General features: G+C 69.1%; 18 protein-coding genes. 10 read left to right on the top strand and 8 right to left on the bottom strand.

What is annotated here, in order from left to right:
- Position 1 precedes the first annotated feature (1 nt).
- Positions 2-1186: an iron-containing alcohol dehydrogenase gene (locus tag DOM66_RS07470; protein WP_110689733.1), complete on the top strand. Its 1185-nt coding sequence runs from the start codon at positions 2-4 to the stop codon at positions 1184-1186.
- A 37-nt stretch (positions 1187-1223) separates the two neighbouring features.
- Here DOM66_RS07470 and DOM66_RS07465 read toward each other — a convergent pair whose 3' ends face one another.
- Complete coding sequence (locus DOM66_RS07465; RefSeq protein WP_407071979.1) at positions 1224-1793, bottom strand: chorismate--pyruvate lyase family protein; 570 nt, start codon at positions 1791-1793, stop codon at positions 1224-1226.
- A gap of 97 nt (positions 1794-1890) precedes the next feature.
- Here DOM66_RS07465 and DOM66_RS07460 point away from each other — a divergent pair, with 97 nt between their 5' ends.
- The 3 genes from DOM66_RS07460 (at position 1891) to DOM66_RS07450 (ending at position 3996) form a co-directional block, all read left to right on the top strand.
- Positions 1891-3054 carry an FAD-dependent oxidoreductase gene (locus DOM66_RS07460; RefSeq protein WP_110689732.1) on the top strand — a complete coding sequence of 388 codons (1164 nt, stop codon included), beginning with the start codon at positions 1891-1893 and terminating at the stop codon, positions 3052-3054.
- Positions 3055-3239: 185 nt separating this feature from the next.
- Positions 3240-3515 carry an HU family DNA-binding protein gene (locus DOM66_RS07455; protein ID WP_035472794.1) on the top strand — a complete coding sequence of 92 codons (276 nt, stop codon included), beginning with the start codon at positions 3240-3242 and terminating at the stop codon, positions 3513-3515.
- Between the two features lie 124 nt (positions 3516-3639).
- Entirely contained in the window at positions 3640-3996 is a 357-nt protein-coding gene (locus DOM66_RS07450) for a hypothetical protein (RefSeq protein WP_110673830.1), read from the top strand.
- 102 nt (positions 3997-4098) lie between these two features.
- Here the strand turns inward: DOM66_RS07450 and DOM66_RS07445 are convergent, their stop codons facing one another.
- From DOM66_RS07445 to trpB, 4 genes are all read right to left on the bottom strand, one after another.
- Entirely contained in the window at positions 4099-4704 is a 606-nt protein-coding gene (locus DOM66_RS07445; protein ID WP_110673831.1) for a YceI family protein, read from the bottom strand.
- A 94-nt stretch (positions 4705-4798) separates the two neighbouring features.
- Positions 4799-5512: a pirin family protein gene (locus tag DOM66_RS07440; protein WP_110673832.1), complete on the bottom strand. Its 714-nt coding sequence runs from the start codon at positions 5510-5512 to the stop codon at positions 4799-4801.
- A gap of 171 nt (positions 5513-5683) precedes the next feature.
- A complete protein-coding gene (gene trpA / locus DOM66_RS07435) occupies positions 5684-6505 on the bottom strand; it encodes a tryptophan synthase subunit alpha (protein WP_110689731.1) in 822 nt (273 codons plus the stop codon).
- Positions 6502-7710, bottom strand: coding sequence for a tryptophan synthase subunit beta (gene trpB, locus DOM66_RS07430; RefSeq protein ID WP_110689730.1), 1209 nt, complete (start codon positions 7708-7710; stop codon positions 6502-6504). Before trpB ends, trpA begins: the two co-directional genes overlap by 4 nt.
- 148 nt (positions 7711-7858) lie before the next feature.
- On the opposite strand from trpB, the gene DOM66_RS07425 reads away from it, so the two are divergent.
- On the top strand, positions 7859-8755 hold the full coding sequence (locus DOM66_RS07425) for a LysR family transcriptional regulator (protein ID WP_110689729.1): 897 nt from the start codon (positions 7859-7861) through the stop codon (positions 8753-8755).
- A gap of 28 nt (positions 8756-8783) precedes the next feature.
- Here the strand turns inward: DOM66_RS07425 and DOM66_RS07420 are convergent, their stop codons facing one another.
- Both DOM66_RS07420 and DOM66_RS07415 read right to left on the bottom strand, forming a co-directional pair.
- Positions 8784-9686, bottom strand: coding sequence for an oxygenase MpaB family protein (locus DOM66_RS07420; RefSeq protein ID WP_110689728.1), 903 nt, complete (start codon positions 9684-9686; stop codon positions 8784-8786).
- Entirely contained in the window at positions 9683-10837 is a 1155-nt protein-coding gene (locus DOM66_RS07415; RefSeq protein ID WP_110689727.1) for an Lnb N-terminal periplasmic domain-containing protein, read from the bottom strand. Before DOM66_RS07415 ends, DOM66_RS07420 begins: the two co-directional genes overlap by 4 nt.
- A 272-nt stretch (positions 10838-11109) precedes the next feature.
- Here DOM66_RS07415 and yccS point away from each other — a divergent pair, with 272 nt between their 5' ends.
- The 4 genes from yccS to otnC all read left to right on the top strand — a co-directional run bounded on the left by yccS (position 11110) and on the right by otnC (position 16200).
- Positions 11110-13248, top strand: a complete 2139-nt coding sequence (yccS, locus tag DOM66_RS07410; RefSeq protein ID WP_245392388.1) for a YccS family putative transporter — start codon at positions 11110-11112, stop codon at positions 13246-13248.
- A gap of 196 nt (positions 13249-13444) precedes the next feature.
- Complete coding sequence (locus tag DOM66_RS07405; RefSeq protein WP_110673838.1) at positions 13445-14272, top strand: DeoR/GlpR family DNA-binding transcription regulator; 828 nt, start codon at positions 13445-13447, stop codon at positions 14270-14272.
- Positions 14273-14287: 15 nt separating this feature from the next.
- Complete coding sequence (otnK, locus tag DOM66_RS07400) at positions 14288-15544, top strand: 3-oxo-tetronate kinase (protein ID WP_110689725.1); 1257 nt, start codon at positions 14288-14290, stop codon at positions 15542-15544.
- Entirely contained in the window at positions 15541-16200 is a 660-nt protein-coding gene (otnC, locus tag DOM66_RS07395) for a 3-oxo-tetronate 4-phosphate decarboxylase (protein ID WP_110689724.1), read from the top strand. Before otnK ends, otnC begins: the two co-directional genes overlap by 4 nt.
- A gap of 74 nt (positions 16201-16274) precedes the next feature.
- On the opposite strand, the gene DOM66_RS07390 is transcribed toward otnC, so the two are convergent.
- Entirely contained in the window at positions 16275-17327 is a 1053-nt protein-coding gene (locus DOM66_RS07390) for a zinc-dependent alcohol dehydrogenase family protein (RefSeq protein WP_110689723.1), read from the bottom strand.
- Between the two features lie 168 nt (positions 17328-17495).
- Between DOM66_RS07390 and DOM66_RS07385 the strand changes: the two genes are divergently transcribed.
- Positions 17496-17960, top strand: coding sequence for an Lrp/AsnC family transcriptional regulator (locus DOM66_RS07385; RefSeq protein WP_110673842.1), 465 nt, complete (start codon positions 17496-17498; stop codon positions 17958-17960).
- Positions 17961-17973 lie beyond the last annotated feature (13 nt).

The following is a 17973-nucleotide window of genomic DNA, read 5'->3' as shown; positions in this document are numbered from 1 at the left end:
CATGAGTGACTTCGATCTTGCACGCTACCGCGCCGACTGGAACTACCCCACACCCATCCGGATCGGCGCCGGGCGGGCCGAGGAGCTGCCCGCGGCCTGCCGGGCGCTGGGCATGCGCGCGCCGCTGTTGATCACCGACCCTGGGCTGGCGGCGCTGCCGATGGTCGAGCAAGCGCTCGCGCGCTGCCGGGAGGCGGGGCTGGCGGTCGACGTGTTCAGTCAGATTCAGGGCAACCCCACCGGGGCCAACGTCGCAGCCGGCGTGGCCGCTTTCCGCGCCGGTGACCACGACGGCGTGATCGCCTTCGGCGGCGGCTCGGGGCTGGACGCGGCCAAGGCGGTGGCGCTGATGGCGCGCCAGCCCGAGTCGCTGTCGCTGTGGGCGCTGGAGGATCGCGGCGATAACTGGCGCCAGGCGGATGCCGACGCCGTGCTGCCGGTGGTGGCGGTGCCGACCACCGCCGGCACCGGCTCGGAGGTCGGGCGCGCCGCGGTGATCACCGACGCCGAGGTCCAGGTCAAGCGCATCATCTTCCATCCGCGTATGCTGCCCGGCGCGGTGATCCTCGACCCGCTGCTGACCCGCGAACTGCCGCCGGCACTCACCGCCGCCACCGGCATGGACGCGCTCTCCCACTGTCTCGAGGCGTGGTGCGCTCCCGGTTACCACCCCCAGGCCGAAGGCATCGCGGTGGAGGGCATGCGGCGCATCCGCGATGCGCTGCCGCGGGCCTACCTGCACGGCGATGATCTCGCCGCGCGCACCGACATGCTTGTGGCGTCGATGATGGGGGCGACCGCGTTCCAGCGCGGGCTGGGGGCGATGCACGCCCTGGCGCACCCGCTGGGGGCGCTGTTCGATGCCCACCACGGCCTGCTCAACGCGGTGCTGATGCCCTATGTGCTGCGCGCCAACACCCGCGCGATCGGCGAGCCGATGGTGCGCCTGGCGCGCTATCTCGATCTGCCGCAGCCGGGTGTCGCTGCGGTGATCGACTGGGTGCTGGCGCTGCGCGAACGCCTGGGTATCCCCCATGCGCTGAGCGAACTGGGGATCGACGACAGTCGCGCCGAGCGGGTCGGGCAAATGGCGGTGGAGGACCCCTCCGCCGGCGGCAATCCGATCGCCTTCGACGCCGCAGCCTATCGCGGCATCTTCGAGGCGGCCCTCGCCGGGCGATTGTAGGCGGGAAGCGGGGGCTCACACAGTCCGAAAGCCGGGCTCACGTCCCCGGCGGCAGCTCCAGATCGGCGGCCATCTGCCCCAGGAAGCGCTCCTGCACCAGCAGCTGAATGCGGCCGTGGCGAAAGCGCGAACGGCGCAGCCAGACGCCTTGGTGATCCGCGCTCAGCTCGATCGGCCCGCGTTCGAGATCCGGCTGGGCGAACAGCCAACTGCCCAGCGAGCGCTCGCCCAGGGCGCGCAGGCTGCGACAGCCGCTGCGGGTCAGCGGCGCCACCGAGCGCGCCGCGACCCAGGGGCGCTCGCCGCTCATCAGCAGCACCTCGCGGATCCAGGCCACGCGGCCCGGCGCCAGCCCCAGCGCCTGGGCCTCGTCGCGCCGGGGCACGCCGATGCCCTGCTCGAGCAGGCGTACGCGAAAGGGTTGCGGTGAGGCGGCGATCAGGCGCGCGGTAAGAGAATCGGTCGAGGCGACCCAGCGCCACCAGCGGGGGTCCATCGCCGGGCGCCAGGCGGCGGCCGGGCTCCAGCGTCGCAGCGTCGGGGTGCGCTGCCAGCTGCCCATGGCGAGTCGGCTGCTGGGCGAGCGAGGGGGGGAAGATAAGGACACACACGACTCCGAACAGGACTGGCCGCGAGGGCCCGGGCGCGGCGGCCCTGGGGCGGCGTAGTGTATCATGGGCCCAATCCGCGACCGAGAGGAAGGCATGAGTGCGCCCCTGACGATCATCGGCACCGGCATGGCCGGCCTGGGCCTGGCCCGTGCGATACGCAGCCGCGACCCCCACCGCGCGTTGACCCTGATCACCGCCGACAGCGGCGACGAGTATGCCAAGCCGCTGCTCTCGAGCGCCTTCACCAAGGGCCAGAGCGCCGCGGCGCTGGCGCAGCGCGACGCCCTCGGCGTTGCCGATGCGATCCATGCGACCCTGCGCTGCCACACCCCGGTCGAGGCGATCGATCCGCATCAGCGCACCCTGTGGCTGGGCGCCGAACGCCTGCCCTACGAGCGCCTGGTGTTGGCCACCGGTGCGGCGCCGTGGCAGCCGTTCGAGACCCCCGAGGCGCTCGCCGAGCGGGTCTTCCAGGTCAATGATCTCGATGACTACCGGCGGTTTCGCGCCGCCCTCGAACGCCACCCCGGGCAGCCGGTCCGGGTGGCCATCGTCGGCGCCGGGCTGGTGGGCTGCGAGTTCGCCAACGACCTCCACGCCGGCGGCCATCGGGTGGCGTTGATCGCCCCGGAGCCGGCGCCGCTGCCGCGGCTGTTGCCGCCGCCACTGGGGCTGGCACTGGCCGAGGCGTTCGCCGCCGCCGGTATCGCCGGCTACTTCGAGCGTCAGGTGCAGGCGCTCGAGGCCAGTGACGGCGGCGTGGCGCTGACCCTCGACGACGGCGAGCGCCTCGCCGCCGATCTGGTCCTGGTCGCCACCGGGCTGCGCCCGCGCACCGCGCTGGCCGCGGGCGCCGGGCTGCAGACCAGCGCCGCGGGCATTCTCACCGACCGCCACCTGCAGACCAGCGACCCGCACATTCATGCGCTCGGCGATGTGGCCTGCGTCGATGGCCTCAACGCCATGTACGTGCAGCCGCTGCAGGCCAGCGCCAAGGCGCTGGCCGCCACGCTCACCGGCACGCCGACGGCGGTGGGCTACGGTGCCTGGCCGGTGATGGTCAAGACCTCGCTGCTGCCGATCGTCGCACTGCCGCCGCGGGAGACCCCGGCGCGCTGGCGCATCGACGGCGAGGCGGGGGATTTCAGTGCCGTGGCCGAGGATACCGCCGGGCGGCTGATCGGATTTGCCCTGACCGGCGCCTGCGTGCGGCGAAAAGTCGAACTGGCGCGGGCGGCGCCGCCGTTGCTAGGCTAGCAGCGGTGGTCGGGCGCGAACCGCAAATCCTCATGTAAGGCTTTACAAACCGCGTCGAGAGCTGCCTATTATGCGCTGGGGTGTGCGCCTACCCGGCGGTGTGCCCCGATAACAACAGCGCTTAGGAATTGCGAGGCGTAATCACCGACGACCTCGCCCAAGTAGAGCCAAACAAGGAGGGCTTTATGCGTAAGCCAGAACTCGCTGCGGCGATCGCCGAGCGTGCGGATCTTTCCAAGGACAAGGCCAGCCAGGTACTCAACGTCATTCTCGACGAGATCACCGGCACGGTGTCCAAGGGCAGCGACGTCACGCTGATCGGCTTCGGCTCGTTCACCGTACGCGAGCGTGCCGCCCGCACCGGCAAGAACCCGCAGACCGGCAAGCCGCTGAACATCCCCGCCAGCAAGACCGTGGCGTTCAAACCCGGCAAGGCACTCAAGGACGCGGTCAGCAAGTAATCGCTGCTGCGACGGGCTCGAGGCCCGGCGGCGCTCGCTCATGGCGAGTGGCCCATCGATGACCGATCCCCCGGCAGCGGGTGGGTCGGCATTTCTTCTTTGACCTGACGCTGTGCGAGGGCGCATGAAGCTCAAGTTGATGCTGTGGTGGCTGGGCGTGATGCTGAAGCGAACGCGCGCGCGCAAGCCCGAATTTCGTGAGGCCCTGACGCGCCTTAAGCGCTTCGACTGGGGCGTGGCGACCGAGGACAGAGCGATCGCGCGCCACTACCGGATGACGCCGGAGCGCGTCGACAGCCAGAGCGGGCTGCCGGTGGACCTCAATCTCGAATTGCGCTTTCGCGATGCCGACAGCGCCACCCAGTTCCTGCGCAAGCCCTCCCAGCGCGCTTTCCGCGAAGGTCTGTTCGACGGACGCCTGCGCCTGGTCGGCGATTCACGGGATCTGGAGCGGTTGCAGAGCCTGCTCAAGTTTCTCTAGGTCGGTCGTGTGACGTCTGACCGACCTGCACAAAGGCCCCCGAACGCGATCGCGTTCGGGGGCCTTTCGCGTTCGGTGACCTGCACACGATAGACGCGCGTATCAGCTGTCGCTGCCGCCGGCCTCGGCTTCGCTCGAGATGCGGATGTGGATCGCGTCGCTGACGTTGGGTACGTACTGGTCGAGCCCGTAGTCGCTGCGCTGAATGGTCGTCTCGGCGTCGAAGCCGAGCGCCGGCACCTTGGCCATGGGGTGCTCGCCGACCTGATTGAGGGTGGCGTGGAGCACCACCGGATGGGTCTCGCCCTTGATGGTCAGCTTGCCATGCACGTCGTAGTGATCATCGCCGGTGGCCTCGATGCGGGTGCTCTTGAAGGTCGCGTCTGGGTACTGCGCAACATCGAAGTAGTTCTCGCCCAGAAACTCCTGGTTCAGCGCCGGCACGCGGGTGTCCACCGTCTTGACCGGGATGCTCACCTCCACGCTGGAGTCGGCGATCGCATCGCGGTCGAAGTGGATCGTGCCCTTGACGTCGGAGAAGCTCGCCGTGGGGTGGGAGAAGCCGAAGTGGCTCCAGGAGGCCACCACGCTGGTGTGCATCGGGTCCATCTGGTAGGTGACACTATCGGCCAGGGCGCTGGCACTGGTGGCGCCGGCGAGCAGCGCGGCGGTCAGGGTCAGGGATTGGCGCAGGTTACGGTAAGACATGGAGTGACTCCTGGGGTTGGACAAAGCCTAGTGAAGGGAATGCGTGTGGGGAGACAGACGCGCCCGAGCGGCGCGTCCCATGGGTTGCCTGCCGTCAGGCGGCACTGATCACCGGCAGATCGAACACCAGCACTTCGGCGTCCTCGCCCTGTGCGAGCGTCACCGTCGGTTCGTCGGTCAGCATCAGCGCATCGCCGCCCGTCAGCCGGGTGCCGTTGATCGTCAGTGCGCCCCGCACCAGGTGCACGTAGGCCTGACGATCCGCGCCCAGGGCCAGCTCGGCGCGCTCGTCGCCATCGAACAGCGCGGCGTAGATGCAGGCATCCTGCTGCAGGGTGAGCGAGCCGTCGCGGCCGTCCGGCGACAGGATCAGGCACAGCCGGCCGCGCTTGTCGGCGGCGGTGAAATCCTTCTCGGCGTAGCGCGGTTCGAGATCGCGTGCACGCGGAAACAGCCAGATCTGCAGGAAGTGCACCGGGTCGCTGGCGGAGTGGTTGAATTCGCTGTGCTCGACCCCGGTGCCGGTGGTCATGATCTGTACCCGGCCGGGGCCGATCGCGGAGCCGTTGCCCAGGGTGTCGCGATGGGCCAGCTCGCCGCTGAGGACGTAGGAGAAGATCTCCATGTCGCGGTGACCGTGCTGGCCGAAGCCCTGCCCCGGTGCCACGCGATCTTCGTTGATCACCCGCAGGACGCTGAAGTGGACGTACTGCGGGTCGTGGTAGCCCGCGAAGGAGAACGAGTGGAAGCTCTTGAGCCAGCCGTGGTCGGCATAGCCGCGTTCGTCGCTGCGTCGGATCGTCAACATGGCGTCTCTCCTGAAAGAGGGCCGACACGCGGGTCGGCACCGTTGGAGAGAGTCTAGATTCTATTTTTTGGTATAAAAGCGCGTTTTATCGCCTGTTTCATCCTAAGTAATAGAATGGTTTCAGCCGACGCCGTGCGACGCGTGCTGGCCGTTTTTGTACAGAGCCGAGCCTCAGCCCGCGCTACGTTTCATGCTCGCCGCCAGCTCGCGCACCAGTGTCAGGGCTCCCTCCGGCCCCTGCGTATCCAAACGCTCGACCAGGGCGCTGCCCACCACCACTGCGTCGGCGACCCCGGCGACCGCGGCCGCGGCGTCGCCATCGCGGATACCGAAGCCCACCGCCAGCGGCAGTGCGGTGTGCTCGCGCAGCTGGGCCAGGGCGCTCGTCATATCGCCGCTGGGGGCGCCACCGGCGCGTCCGGTGATGCCGTTGTAGGCGATGCGGTAGACGAAGCCGTCGCCCTGGGCGAGCAGCGCCGGTAGCCGAGAGGCCGGGGTAGTCGGGGCGACGAGCGGAATCCGCGCCAGGCCGAGATCCCGGGCCCGGGCGGTGAATCCGGCGCCGTGCTCCGGCGGCAGGTCGACCACGATCAGGCCATCCACTCCCGCGGCGGCGGCATCGGTAAGAAAGCGCGTCTCGCCGTAGCACTGGATCGGGTTGAGATAGCCCATCAGGACCAGCGGGGTGGTGGTGTCCTGGCGCCGGAACTCGCTCACCATGGCGAGGGTGCGGGTCAGGGTCTGGCCGTCGCCGAGGGCACGCTGGCCGGCGCGCTGGATCGCCTCGCCGTCGGCCATGGGGTCGCTGAACGGCATGCCCAGCTCGATGATATCGGCGCCGGCGGCGGGCAGCTGTGACAGCAGTGCCTGGCTGCTGGCGAGGTCCGGGTCGCCAGCCATGACGTAGGTCACCAGCGCGGCGCGCTGCTCTGCCTGGCAGGTGGCGAAGCGCGCCTGCAGGCGCGACGGCGGGGTGAGATCGTGCGGGCTCATAGGTCTGCCTCCTGCGCGGGTAGATGCTCGATGATGGTGGCCATGTCCTTGTCGCCGCGGCCGCTCAGGCAGACCACCAGCGCCGCCTCGGGCGGCAGCTCGGCGGCCATCCGGGTCGCCTCGGCCAGTGCGTGGGCCGACTCCAGCGCCGGCAGGATGCCCTCCAGGCGGCAGCACAGTGCGACCGCCGCCAGCGCTTCGGTGTCGGTGATGCTGACATAGCGGGCGCGCCCGCTGTCGTGGAGCCAGGCGTGCTCGGGGCCGACGCCGGGATAGTCGAGCCCGGCGGAGATCGAGTGGGCATCCTGGATCTGGCCGTCGGCGTTCTGCAGCAGATAGGTGCGATTGCCGTGGAGCACCCCGGGGCTGCCGCCGTTCAGGCTGGCCGCGTGGCGTCCACTCTCCACCCCTTCACCGCCGGCCTCGACGCCGATCAGTGCCACCGGGTCATCGAGGAAGGGGTGGAACAGCCCCATGGCATTGGAGCCGCCGCCGACACAGGCGATCAGGCTGTGGGGCAGGCGCCCGGTCTTCTCGATGATCTGCGCCCGCGCCTCGCGGCCGATCACCGACTGGAAGTCGCGCACCATGCGCGGGTAGGGCGCCGGACCGGCCACCGTGCCGATGACGTAGAAGGTGTCCTCGACGCTGGCGACCCAGGCGCGCAGGGCATCGTTCATGGCGTCCTTGAGCGTCGCGGTGCCGCTCTCCACCGCCACGATCTTGGCCCCGAGCAGGCGCATGCGCTGCACGTTGGGCTGCTGGCGCTGAATATCCTTGGCACCCATGTAGATGGTGCAGGTAAGGCCCAGACGCGCCGCCACCGTGGCCACCGCCACCCCGTGCATGCCGGCGCCGGTCTCGGCGATCAGCCGGGTGCGCCCCATGCGCCGGGCCAGCAGCGCCTGGCCGAGGGCGTTGTTGATCTTGTGCGCGCCGGTGTGGTTGAGATCCTCGCGCTTGAGATAGATCTGCGCACCGCCGGCGTGGGCGCTCAGCCGCTCGGCCAGATAGAGCGGCGTGGCGCGGCCGACGTAGTCGCGCTGCAGCGCTGCCAGCTCGGCGTTGAAGTCGGGGTCCTGGCGGGCGCTGTCGTAGGCGGCTTCGATCTCACCGATCAGCGGCATCAGCGTCTCGGCGACGTAGCGCCCGCCGTAGCCGTCGCTGCCGCCGAAAAAGCCATGAATGTCGGGATAGTCTGTCATCGCGGGGCTCCGGTTGGCGTCATGGCATCCACGTTAGCCGGGTGCGCGTGCGGAAAAAATCGATAAACTCTCTCTGATCTGTGAGAAAATCTCACTCAATGGCGCCCACGGGAACCCTCGCGGGCGGGCTTGTCGACCGAGGATCGCCATGACATCGCTACCGTCGCTCAATGCGCTGCGTGCCTTCGACGCGGTGGCCCGGCTGGGCAGTGTCACCGCCGCCGCCGAGGCGCTGCATGTCACCCACGGCGCGGTCAGCCGCCAACTGCGCACGCTGGAAGCCCACTTCGGCACGCCGCTGTTCGACAAGTCGGGACGTGGGCTTGCGCTCACCGCCCATGGGCGCCTGCTGCAGCCGTCGATCCGTGAGGCTTTTGCCCGCCTCGCGGCCGGCTGTGACGCCCTCTCGCGCCAGCTCGAGAGCCAGCCCTTCACCCTGGCCTGCCCCGGCAGCCTGCTGGCGCGCTGGCTGATCCCACGGCTCGACCGGCTCAATGCCGATCTGCCGGCGCTGCGTCTGCGCGTGGTCTCCAGTGAGGGGGAGCTCGATCCGCGGCGCGACGATATCGACGCCACGCTGCGCTTTGCCGCGCCGCCGTGGCCGGAGGATATCGCGGTGTTTCCACTCCAGTCCGAGCGTATCGTCGCCGTGGCCACGCCGGCGGTATGGGCGCATACGTCCCACCACACGGCGGCCGCGATGCTGGGGGAGGCCACGCTGCTGGATACCGCCTCACGGCCCCAGGCGTGGCCGCAGTGGGCTGCGGCGATGGGCGTCGAGCCGACGACGCTGGCCGCGGCGCGCCAGCGCGGGCGCACCTTCGAGCATCTCTACTATCTGCTGGAGGCGGCGCTGGCGGGGCTGGGAGTGGCCATCGCCCCCGAGCTGCTGGTGTCGAGCGATCTGTTCCAGGGGCGGCTGGTCGCGCCCTGGCCGGCGCTGGAGACCGACGCCGCGCTGGGGCTGTGGCTCGCCCCGGGGCGCGAGCGGCGGCGCGGCGAGCACCTGGCGGCGTGGCTGGCGCGGGAGCTGGCAGCGGGCTGACGCGCCGGGTGACGCATGCCAACGGCGCTCAGCGCGGCTGACGCGCCTGCTCGCGGGCCTGCATGCGCTCCATGGCGCGGCGGTAGGAGCCATTGCGCACCGCCCAGCGCATCACCGGGGCGATGGTGCGGATGCCGCCACGCACCGCGCGGCGCTCCGCCGTGGCGAGCTCGAGACTCAGCAGAGTGGCGGCCCAGGGCGGCAGCAGGTCGATGCCGGCGCGCATGAACAGCGCTCCCACCGATTTGACCAGTGGGCTCGGCGGCAGCGCGTGAAGCAGGATCTCGATCACCTCGCGGGTACGTGCATCGCACACCAGATAGCGGCGCTGATGCTGCAGGTAGGCGTCGATGGCCGCGCGGCTGGTGGGCACCTGGGTCGCGCCCAGCGCCTCGGCCACGCGGGCGGTCTCGGCGAAGTAGCGATCCTGCTCGGCCAGCGCCAGGCGCGGATTGCGATAGCGCAGGTGGGCGGCGAGAAAGCGGCTCATCTCGGCCACATGGACCCAGGTGAGCAGTGCCGGATCGCTGGCGGCATAGGCGCGGCCATCGGCGCTCGTCCCCTGCACCCCGGCATGCACCCGGCGCACCCGCTCGAGCACGCGCTCGGCGTCGTCGTGGGAGCCGAAGGTGGTCACGGCGATGAACTGGCTGGTGCGGCGCAGGCGGCCGATCATGTCGTGGCGGAAGTTGGAGTGATCCCACACCCCGGCCAGCGCCAGCGGGTGCAGCATCTGCAGCAGCAGGGCGCTGATGCCGCCGCACATCATCGAGGTGAAGTCTCCGTGCACCCGCCAGGCCACGGTATCGGGGCCGAACAGCCCCGGGTCGCCCTTGGGCTGGGTATAGTCGACCCCGCCGAGGGTGCGCCCGGTCAGATGGCTGATGCGCTTTTCGATGGCGTCGCGAAGGGGCGTGAACGGCGCGCTCATGGGGCTTGCTCGATGTCGTCGTCGGTGGGTGGCGTGGCGCTCGGCACGCCGGCGCGGATGGCCTTCGAGAAGGCCAGGCTGCCCTCAGTGTAGGGCACCGCCTGGGCGCGCGGATTGATATAGCCGCGCTGGCGCAGCGTTTCCAGCGGTACGCCCTGGGCCAGGCCGCCGACATCATGGACATAGCCTGGCAGATAGCCGGAGAGGATCAGCCGCGGGTCGCGTGGCAGGCCGTCGACGATCCGGGAGACCATGTCGAAGACGATGGTGGTGCAGTTGCTGGTCAGGGTGTTGTAGAACGCGGGCTCTGCGTGCAGCCGCTCGGCCTCGTCGAGATAGGCCAGGAACAGCTCGCGCCGCGCGGCCGGGGTGAGCGCCACGCTGTAGAGATAGACGTCTTCGCCTCTGACATTGCTGCGCAGGCGCAGGATATCGTTCTCGTCGGCGGCGATCAGATTGAGCTCGAACTGCTTGAAGAAGCCGCCGGCGATCGAGAACGCTTCGTGGCGTTCGCGGCGGATCTCCACCGAGAAGGTGAGGTGACGGCCATCGTCGAAGCCGAAGCTGACCAGGGTGTGGGCGATCGCCGGGCCCATCCAGTAGGAGACGATCATGTCGACGCTCGACAGTTGCGCGAGATCGTAATCGCGGCTCTCCCAGCGCACTCGGGCGAGATCAGGGGTGAGCCACTCGAAGTCGCGCACGTTGTCGAGGTGCACCCGGTCGCCGTGGCGCTCGACCACCAGCTGGTGCGCCACGTCCGGTGCCCAGTCGCGGTCGTTGCGGGGCGTCAGTTGCTGCCACCAGACGACCACGACCAGCAGCGCCAGGGCAAAGGCGAGGCGCGTGGCGACACTCGCGCGCTCCAGCCCGAGGTGGCGCTGCGCGGGTGGCTGCGGGGTCGAGGTGCCCCGCGGCCGATAGCGGCGCCAGGCTGGGGCGAGCAGGGCGGCGAGGCCGAGCGCCAGCCACAGGGCGATGATACCCAGCACCAGCGGGCGCGGCCCCGGCAGTGAGAAGTGCAGCGCCAGGGCGCCCCAGGCGATGACCAGCAGCAGCGCCAGCGCGCGCAGGAGGTGGCCGGCGCCGCGCAGCAGTCGGCGCGCTCGGGAGGCGGGGGCGCTCAGGTTCCGAGAGGTCTGTCTTGGCATGTGGGGCAGGGGTTCCTGTTCTAGGGCCGCCCGGCGTGGCGGGCGCACCACGATGGTGCCGGACTCCCGGCGCGGAGGGAAGCGCAGGGCGTTGCCGTTCACAGGCCAAGAGGCGTTATACTAAAGTCTAATCTCGGCCTGTCCGATGCCCCGACAGGCTATCGTGTGAACATCACTATCCTGCTGGAGCCGCCGCAATCTCTGACTCGCTTTCCCACTCCCTGCGCCGCCTGTGGACCCTCGACAAGTTCGCCTACAGCCTGCGCGTGTTCATGGCCTTCAGTGGCGCCATGGCGCTGAGCTGGCAGCAGGACCAGATCGGGCTCGCCATTCCGCTGTTCCTGGGCATCATCGCCAGCGCCCTGGCCGAGACCGACGACAGCTGGGAGGGGCGAGTACGGGCGCTGCTGGTGATCCTGGTCTGCTTCTTCGTCGCCTCGCTCAGCGTCGAGGTGCTGTTCCCGTGGCCATGGCTGTTCGCGCCGGGGCTGGCGCTCTCGGCGTTCGTCCTCGTCATGCTCGGCGCGGTCGAGCAGCGCTACGCCACCATTGGCTCGGCGACCCTGATCCTCTCGGTCTATTCGATGATCAACATCGAACAGCACGGCGGCACCAACGAGGATATCTGGCTCCAGCCGCTGCTGCTGGTGGCCGGGGCGGCCTGGTATGGTGTCATCTCGGTGATATGGTGTTTGCTCTTCTCGCGCCAGCCGGTGAAGCAGAGCATGGCCCAGCTCTACCGTGAGCTGGGTACCTACCTGATCATCAAGGCGACGCTGTTCGAACCGCTGCGCGGGCTCGACGTCGAGGCTCGCCGGGTCGAGCTGGCGCGCCAGAACGGGCGCGTGGTGATGGCGCTCAACCAGGCCAAGGAGATGATCTTCCGGCGTCTCGAAGGCCAGCGCGCCAACCGCAAGCTCAATCGCTACCTGCGTCTCTACTTCATCGCCCAGGACATCCACGAGCGCGTCAGTGCCTCGCACTACCCCTATTCGGCGCTGGCCGAGACCTTCTTTCACCATGACGTGCTGTTCCGCTGCCAACGTCTGCTCGACCAGCAGGGGCGGGCGTGCAAGCGGCTGGCCAAGGCGCTGCTGCTGCGCCAGCCGTTCGACCACGGCCTGAGCGAGCAGGCACTGGAGGATCTGCGCGCCTCGATCGTCTATCTGCGCGCCCAGCGCAACCCCGCCTGGACCCCGCTGCTGCGCTCGCTGCAGGCGCTGGGGCGTAACCTGGCGACGCTGGAGGACCAGCTCTCCCGCGCCCACAACCCCGACATGGTGGCCGACCAGCAGGATGCGAGCCTGTTCAACCGCTCGCCGCGCAGCCTCAAGGACGCCTGGGAACGGGTGCGCCTCAACCTGACACCGGGCTCGCCACTGTTCCGTCACGCGCTGCGGCTCTCCACCGCGCTGCTGCTGGGCTACGGCGTGCTGCACCTGATCCATCCCACCCAGGGCTACTGGATCCTGCTCACCACGCTGTTCGTGTGCCGGCCCAACTTCGGCGCCACCCGGCGCTTTCTGTATCAGCGTATCGTCGGGACCGTGCTCGGGCTGGTGACCGGCTGGGCGCTGATCAGTCTGTTCGTCGAACCGCTCATGCAGTCACTGATCGCGATCGCCGCCGGGGTGGTGTTCTTCGCCAATCGCGAGAAGCACTATGTGGTCGCCACCGCCGCCATCACCACCCTGGTGCTGGCGAGCTTCAATCAGGTCGGCGACGGCTTCGACCTGATCATGCCGCGGCTGTTCGACACGCTCATCGGCGCGCTGATCTCGGGCCTGGCGGTATTCTTGATCCTGCCCGACTGGCAGGGGCGGCGGCTGCACAAGGTGGCCTCGACGGCGCTTGCCAACAGCACCGCCTATTTGCGCGAAATCATCCACCAGTACGAGAGCGGCAAGCAGGACGATCTCGCCTATCGTCTGGCGCGGCGCAATGCCCACAACGCTGACGCCGCGCTCTCCACGGTGCTCTCCAACATGCTCCAGGAGCCGGGCCACTACCGGAAGAAGGATGCCGACGAGGGCTTCCGCTTCCTGGTCGCCTCGCACACCCTGCTCGGTTATCTCTCGGCGCTGGGGGCCCACCGCGGCAGTGTCAGCGCCAGTGCGCAGGATGCCGAACTCTACACCGCCGCGCGCACTCTGGCGGATCGCTTCGATGCGCTGGCGGCGCGGCTGGCGGCACGCGAGACACCCCCCGACACCAAGGCCGTGCAGGCCGAACTGATGGCGGTGTTCGAGCGCGAGCCGACCAGCGCCCAGGACGACGCCGACGACGAGCGCCGCCTGATCCAGGGCCAGCTGCTGCACATCGCGCGCCAACTGACGCCGCTGCACGACGCCGCCGAACGTCTGGTAGCACGGCCCGACGAGCCTGCCCCGGTTACCTCCGCTCCAGACTGAAGCCAAGCCCCGCCGCGCGCTCGCCCTGCGCGCCCCGGGGGTGTCCCCATCGATCTCTCTCGCCGGCGCGCTCGCCTGTACCGACATCGCGCACGCCGGCAATTTGACATTCGCCCCTGCTGGCCCGAGCATGAGCGCTCTTGATCATTTTTGTGAATTTTTCACAAAATACATCATCCGCTCTCGAGGGCCGCTCGTGATTCCCAGCCAGCGCCGCCAGCAGTTGCTCGACCTGCTCGACACCCATAACGAACTCGCCATCGCGGAGCTCGCCACCTATCTCGAGGTCTCGCACATGACCGTGCGCCGCGATATCCAGCGTCTCGAACAGGCGGGACGGGTGCTCGCGGTCAGCGGCGGCGTGCGCCGGGTGGCGGCGCTCCACCGCGAGCCCGCCTGGCCGCACAAGGCCGCCACCAACACCGCGGCCAAGCGCGCCATTGCCCGCCACGCCGCCGCGCTGGTCAAGGAGGGGCAGACCATCTATCTGGATGCCGGGACCACCCTCTACGAGATGGCGGCGCTGCTCACCGGCCATCGCCAGCTGTGCGTGATCACCAACAACTTCCAGATCAGCGCGCTGCTCGCCGGCTATCCGCAGATCGAGCTGCACCACGCCGGCGGCCGGGTCGACCCCGACAACCACGCCACTGTGGGGCCGGCGGTGGCGGCGTATTTGAGCGGGGTCAATCTGGACCAGGCCTTCTTCAGCTCCTCGTCATGGGATCTCGAACGCGGCATGACCACGCCGGACGAGGCCAAGCTGGTGGTCAAGCAGCAGCTGTTACGCAGTGCCGCGCGGCGGGTGCTGCTCGCCGACAGCGCCAAGTACGGCCGCTTCGGGCGCTTCCGCGCCTGCTCGCTGGAGGCGTTCGATCTCATCGTCAGCGATGAGGCGTTACCGTCACCGGCGCGCCAGGCGCTGGCCGAGCGCGGCATCGCGCTGAGCTGCGTGCCCGTCACCGAGCCGTCCGCAGCCGAGCACGCCGCGCCGCCCCATACCGATCCGCTTCTCAACCGCTAGCCCAGGAGCCCCACGATGCCTCTGATTGGCTGTATCGCCGACGATTTCACCGGCGGCACCGACCTCGCCAACAATCTGGTCAAGAGCGGGTTTCGTACCCGCCAGGTCATCGGCGTGCCCGATAGCGAAAGCCCAAACGAGGCGGTCGATGCGGTCGTCGTCGCGCTGAAGTCGCGCAGCATCCCCGCCGCGGACGCCGTCTCCCAGTCGTTGGCGGCGCTGGAGTGGCTGCGCCGCCAGGGTTGCGAGAAGTTCTACTTCAAGTACTGCTCCACCTTCGACTCCACCCCGGCAGGCAACATCGGGCCGGTGGCCGAGGCGCTGATGGATGCGCTGGGTGTCGATGGCACGCTGTTCTGCCCGGCGTTTCCTGCCACCGGGCGCACGGTCTATCAGGGGCATCTGTTCGTGGGCGACCGCCTGCTCAACGACAGCGGCATGGAGCAGCATCCGCTCAACCCGATGCGCGACGCCGACCTGGTACGCTGGCTGGGGCGTCAGACCCAGGCCGCCACCGGCCTGGTCGACCACGCCTGCCTGAGCCGCGGCGAGGCGGCCACGCGTGAGCGGATCGACCAGCTGATCGCCGAGGGGCGGCCGCTGATCGTCACCGATACCCTGGACGATGCCCAGCTCACCACCCTGGCCCGTGCCAGCGCCCATCTGCCGCTGGTCACCGGCGGCTCCGGGCTGGCGCTCGGCCTCGGCGCGCTCTACCAGCCGGCAGTCGCCGACCCTGGCCAGCTACCGCCGGTTCAGGGCAGTGCGGTAATCCTGGCCGGCAGCGCCTCGCGGCGTACCCGCGAGCAGATCGAGCACGCCACTACACGCCTGCCCACCTACACCCTCGATCCGCAGCGCCTGGCAGACGCCTTCGACGCCACCCTCGACGCGGTCATGGCCTGGGCCGCGCCGCAGCTCGGCGACACCCCGCTGCTGATCCACAGCGATACCCGGCCCGAGGCGGTCGAGGCGGCCCAGGCGCAGCTCGGGGTCGAGGCCGCCGGTGCGCTGATCGAGCGCGCCCTGGCGACGCTGGCCGAGCGTCTGCTCGCCCAGGGCGTGCGCCAGTGGATCGTCGCTGGCGGCGAGACCTCTGGGGCGATCGTGCAGGCGCTGGGGATCGCGGCGCTGCGTATCGGCCCCGAGATCGCCCCTGGGGTTCCCTGGACCCATGCCACCACCGCCGAGGGCGATATCCATCTGGCGCTGAAGTCGGGCAACTTCGGTGCCCCCGAGATGTTCACCAGCGCCTGGGAGATCATTCGATGAGCAACGCCACCACCGAACATCAGTTACGCCAGCGCATCGCCACCCTGGGCCAGCGACTCTACGCCCGCGGCCTGAGTCCGGGGACCAGCGGCAACATCAGCGTGCGCTTCGACGAGCAGCGCTGGTTGTGCACGCCGACCAACTCCTGCATGGGCGAACTCGAGCCGGAAGAGATCAGCCTGCTCGATTGGGAAGGCAACCATCTCGGCGGCGAGCCGCCGAGCAAGGAGTACTTCTTCCATCTGGCGTACTACCGCCATCGGCCGGCGGCGCAGGCGATCGTCCACCTGCACTCGAGCTACTCCAGCGCGGTGGCCTGTCTCGACGATCTCGACCCACACAACGCGCTGCCGCCGATCACCCCTTACTTCGTGATGCGCATCGGCAACCTGCCGCTGCTGCCGTACCGCCGCCCCGGCGATGTGCGGCTGGGTGACGACATCGCCCGCTACGCGCCCAAGCACGCCGCCGTGCTGCTGGCCAATCACGGCCCGGTGGTGACCGGCAAGACGCTCGACGCCACGGTCAGCGCCGCCGAGGAGCTGGAGGAGACCGCCAAGCTCTATCTGCTGCTGCGCGACAAGCCCTACCGCGAGCTCACCCGGTCGCAGATCGAGGAGCTCAAGGAGGTGTTCGGCGCCGAGTGGGAGAGCTGAGCAGGAGAATTAGAAGGAGAAGAGTGGAAGGACATGCCTGCGCCCAACGGGCGCAGGCAGTTGGCGTCACGCGTTTAGGGGGCACATGAAAAGTCGGTGATCACCGTGGCCCCCACACCCTGGAACGAATCCATCGCCATCAGCGCCGCCGGCGCCTCGGCCAGGCCAATACGCTGGCCGACCAGCCGCGCCGGGTCGAGACGGCCGTGACGGACCATGTCGAGCATGGCGCCGTAGCGGTGCGCCTGCATGCCGTGGCTGCCCAGAATCTCCAGCTCCTCGGCGATGACCCGGTGCATGGGCAGCTGCGGCGACTGCTGATCCCCCGCCATCAGCCCCACCTGCACATGCTTGCCCCGGGTGCGCAGGCTCAGGATCGAGTTCTGGCAGGTGAGCTGGCTGCCCAGCGCATCCAGGGAGACGTGGGCACCGCCCTGGCTCAGTTCGCGGACCGCCTCGACGACATCCGCACACTGCTTGGCATTCAGCGTCACCGTGGCGCCGAGCGCCTGGGCCAGGCGCAGCTTGGCGTCGTCGATATCCACAGCTACCACCTGGGCACCCAGGGCGCTGGCGATCATGATCGCCGAGAGGCCGACCCCACCACAGCCGTAGACGCTGACCCACTGCCCGCCGCTGACCCGGCCCTGATCGACCACCGCGCGGAAAGCGGTGGCGAAACGACAGCCGAGGCCTGCGGCGGTGGCGAAGTCCATGCTCTCGGGCAGCGCGACCAGGTTGAGATCGGCATGCTGCAGGCTGGTGTACTCGGCGTAGGAGCCCCACTGGGTGAAACCGGGCTGCACCTGATGGTGGCACACCTGCTGGTGGCCGCTGCGGCACTCGTGGCAGGCGCCGCAGCCGCTGACGAAGGGCACGGTGACCCGCGCCCCCGGCTGCCAGCGGGTCACCTCCTTGCCCACCGCGACGATGGTGCCGGCCAGCTCGTGTCCGGGGACGTGGGGCAGCACGATGTCGCTGTCGTGCCCCATCCAGGCGTGCCAGTCGCTGCGGCACAGCCCCGACGCCTCCACCCGCACCACCACGCCGTGGGGCTCGGGTGAGGGATCGGGCACGGTCTGGATACTGGGGGGTGTCTGGAAGCTTTCGAAGACCACGGCTTTCATGGCGATGACTCGTACGCTGGAGAGTGGGAGAGACGCGGCGCGAACAATGGCCGACCCTGTGAGACAGGCTACCGCGGATGGCCGAAATAGCTTTGCGTTATTTCCCCCTATCGCGGCCAGGTGGCAAGCTTGTTCTATCGAATCGCCAAAATAGAGAAGGATCTTTCCTTGAAGCCGCTGGATGACATCAACCTGCGCCTGCTGGATCTGCTCCAGCAGGATGGCCGCATGACCAACGCCAAGCTGGCCGAGCGCCTGGCATTGAGCGAGACGCCGTGCTGGCGGCGGCTCAAGCGGCTGGAAGAGGAGAAGCTGATCACCGGCTATCAGGCCAACCTGGATCGCAAGCGGTTGGGGCTGGGGGTGCTGGCCTTCGTCCAGCTCAACTGCTCGGAGCACCATGCCGGCTCGGTGGCGACGTTCGAGCGCATCGTCAACGCCAGCCCCAATATTCTCGCCTGCCACAACACCACCGGCGATGACGACTTCCTGCTGATCATCGTGGCCAAGGATCTGGACGACTACAGCCGGTTCGTGGAGCGCGAGCTGCGGCGGCTGCCGGGGGTGACCAATATCCGCTCCAGCCTGTCGCTGCGCGAGGTCAAGTCGACCAACCGGCTGCCGCTGGGCTGAGACGTCGCGCCGT

The organism is Salinicola endophyticus, from assembly GCF_003206575.1.
GTDB classification, from domain to species: domain Bacteria; phylum Pseudomonadota; class Gammaproteobacteria; order Pseudomonadales; family Halomonadaceae; genus Salinicola; species Salinicola endophyticus.
This window is presented reverse-complemented; position numbering and strand designations above follow the sequence as displayed.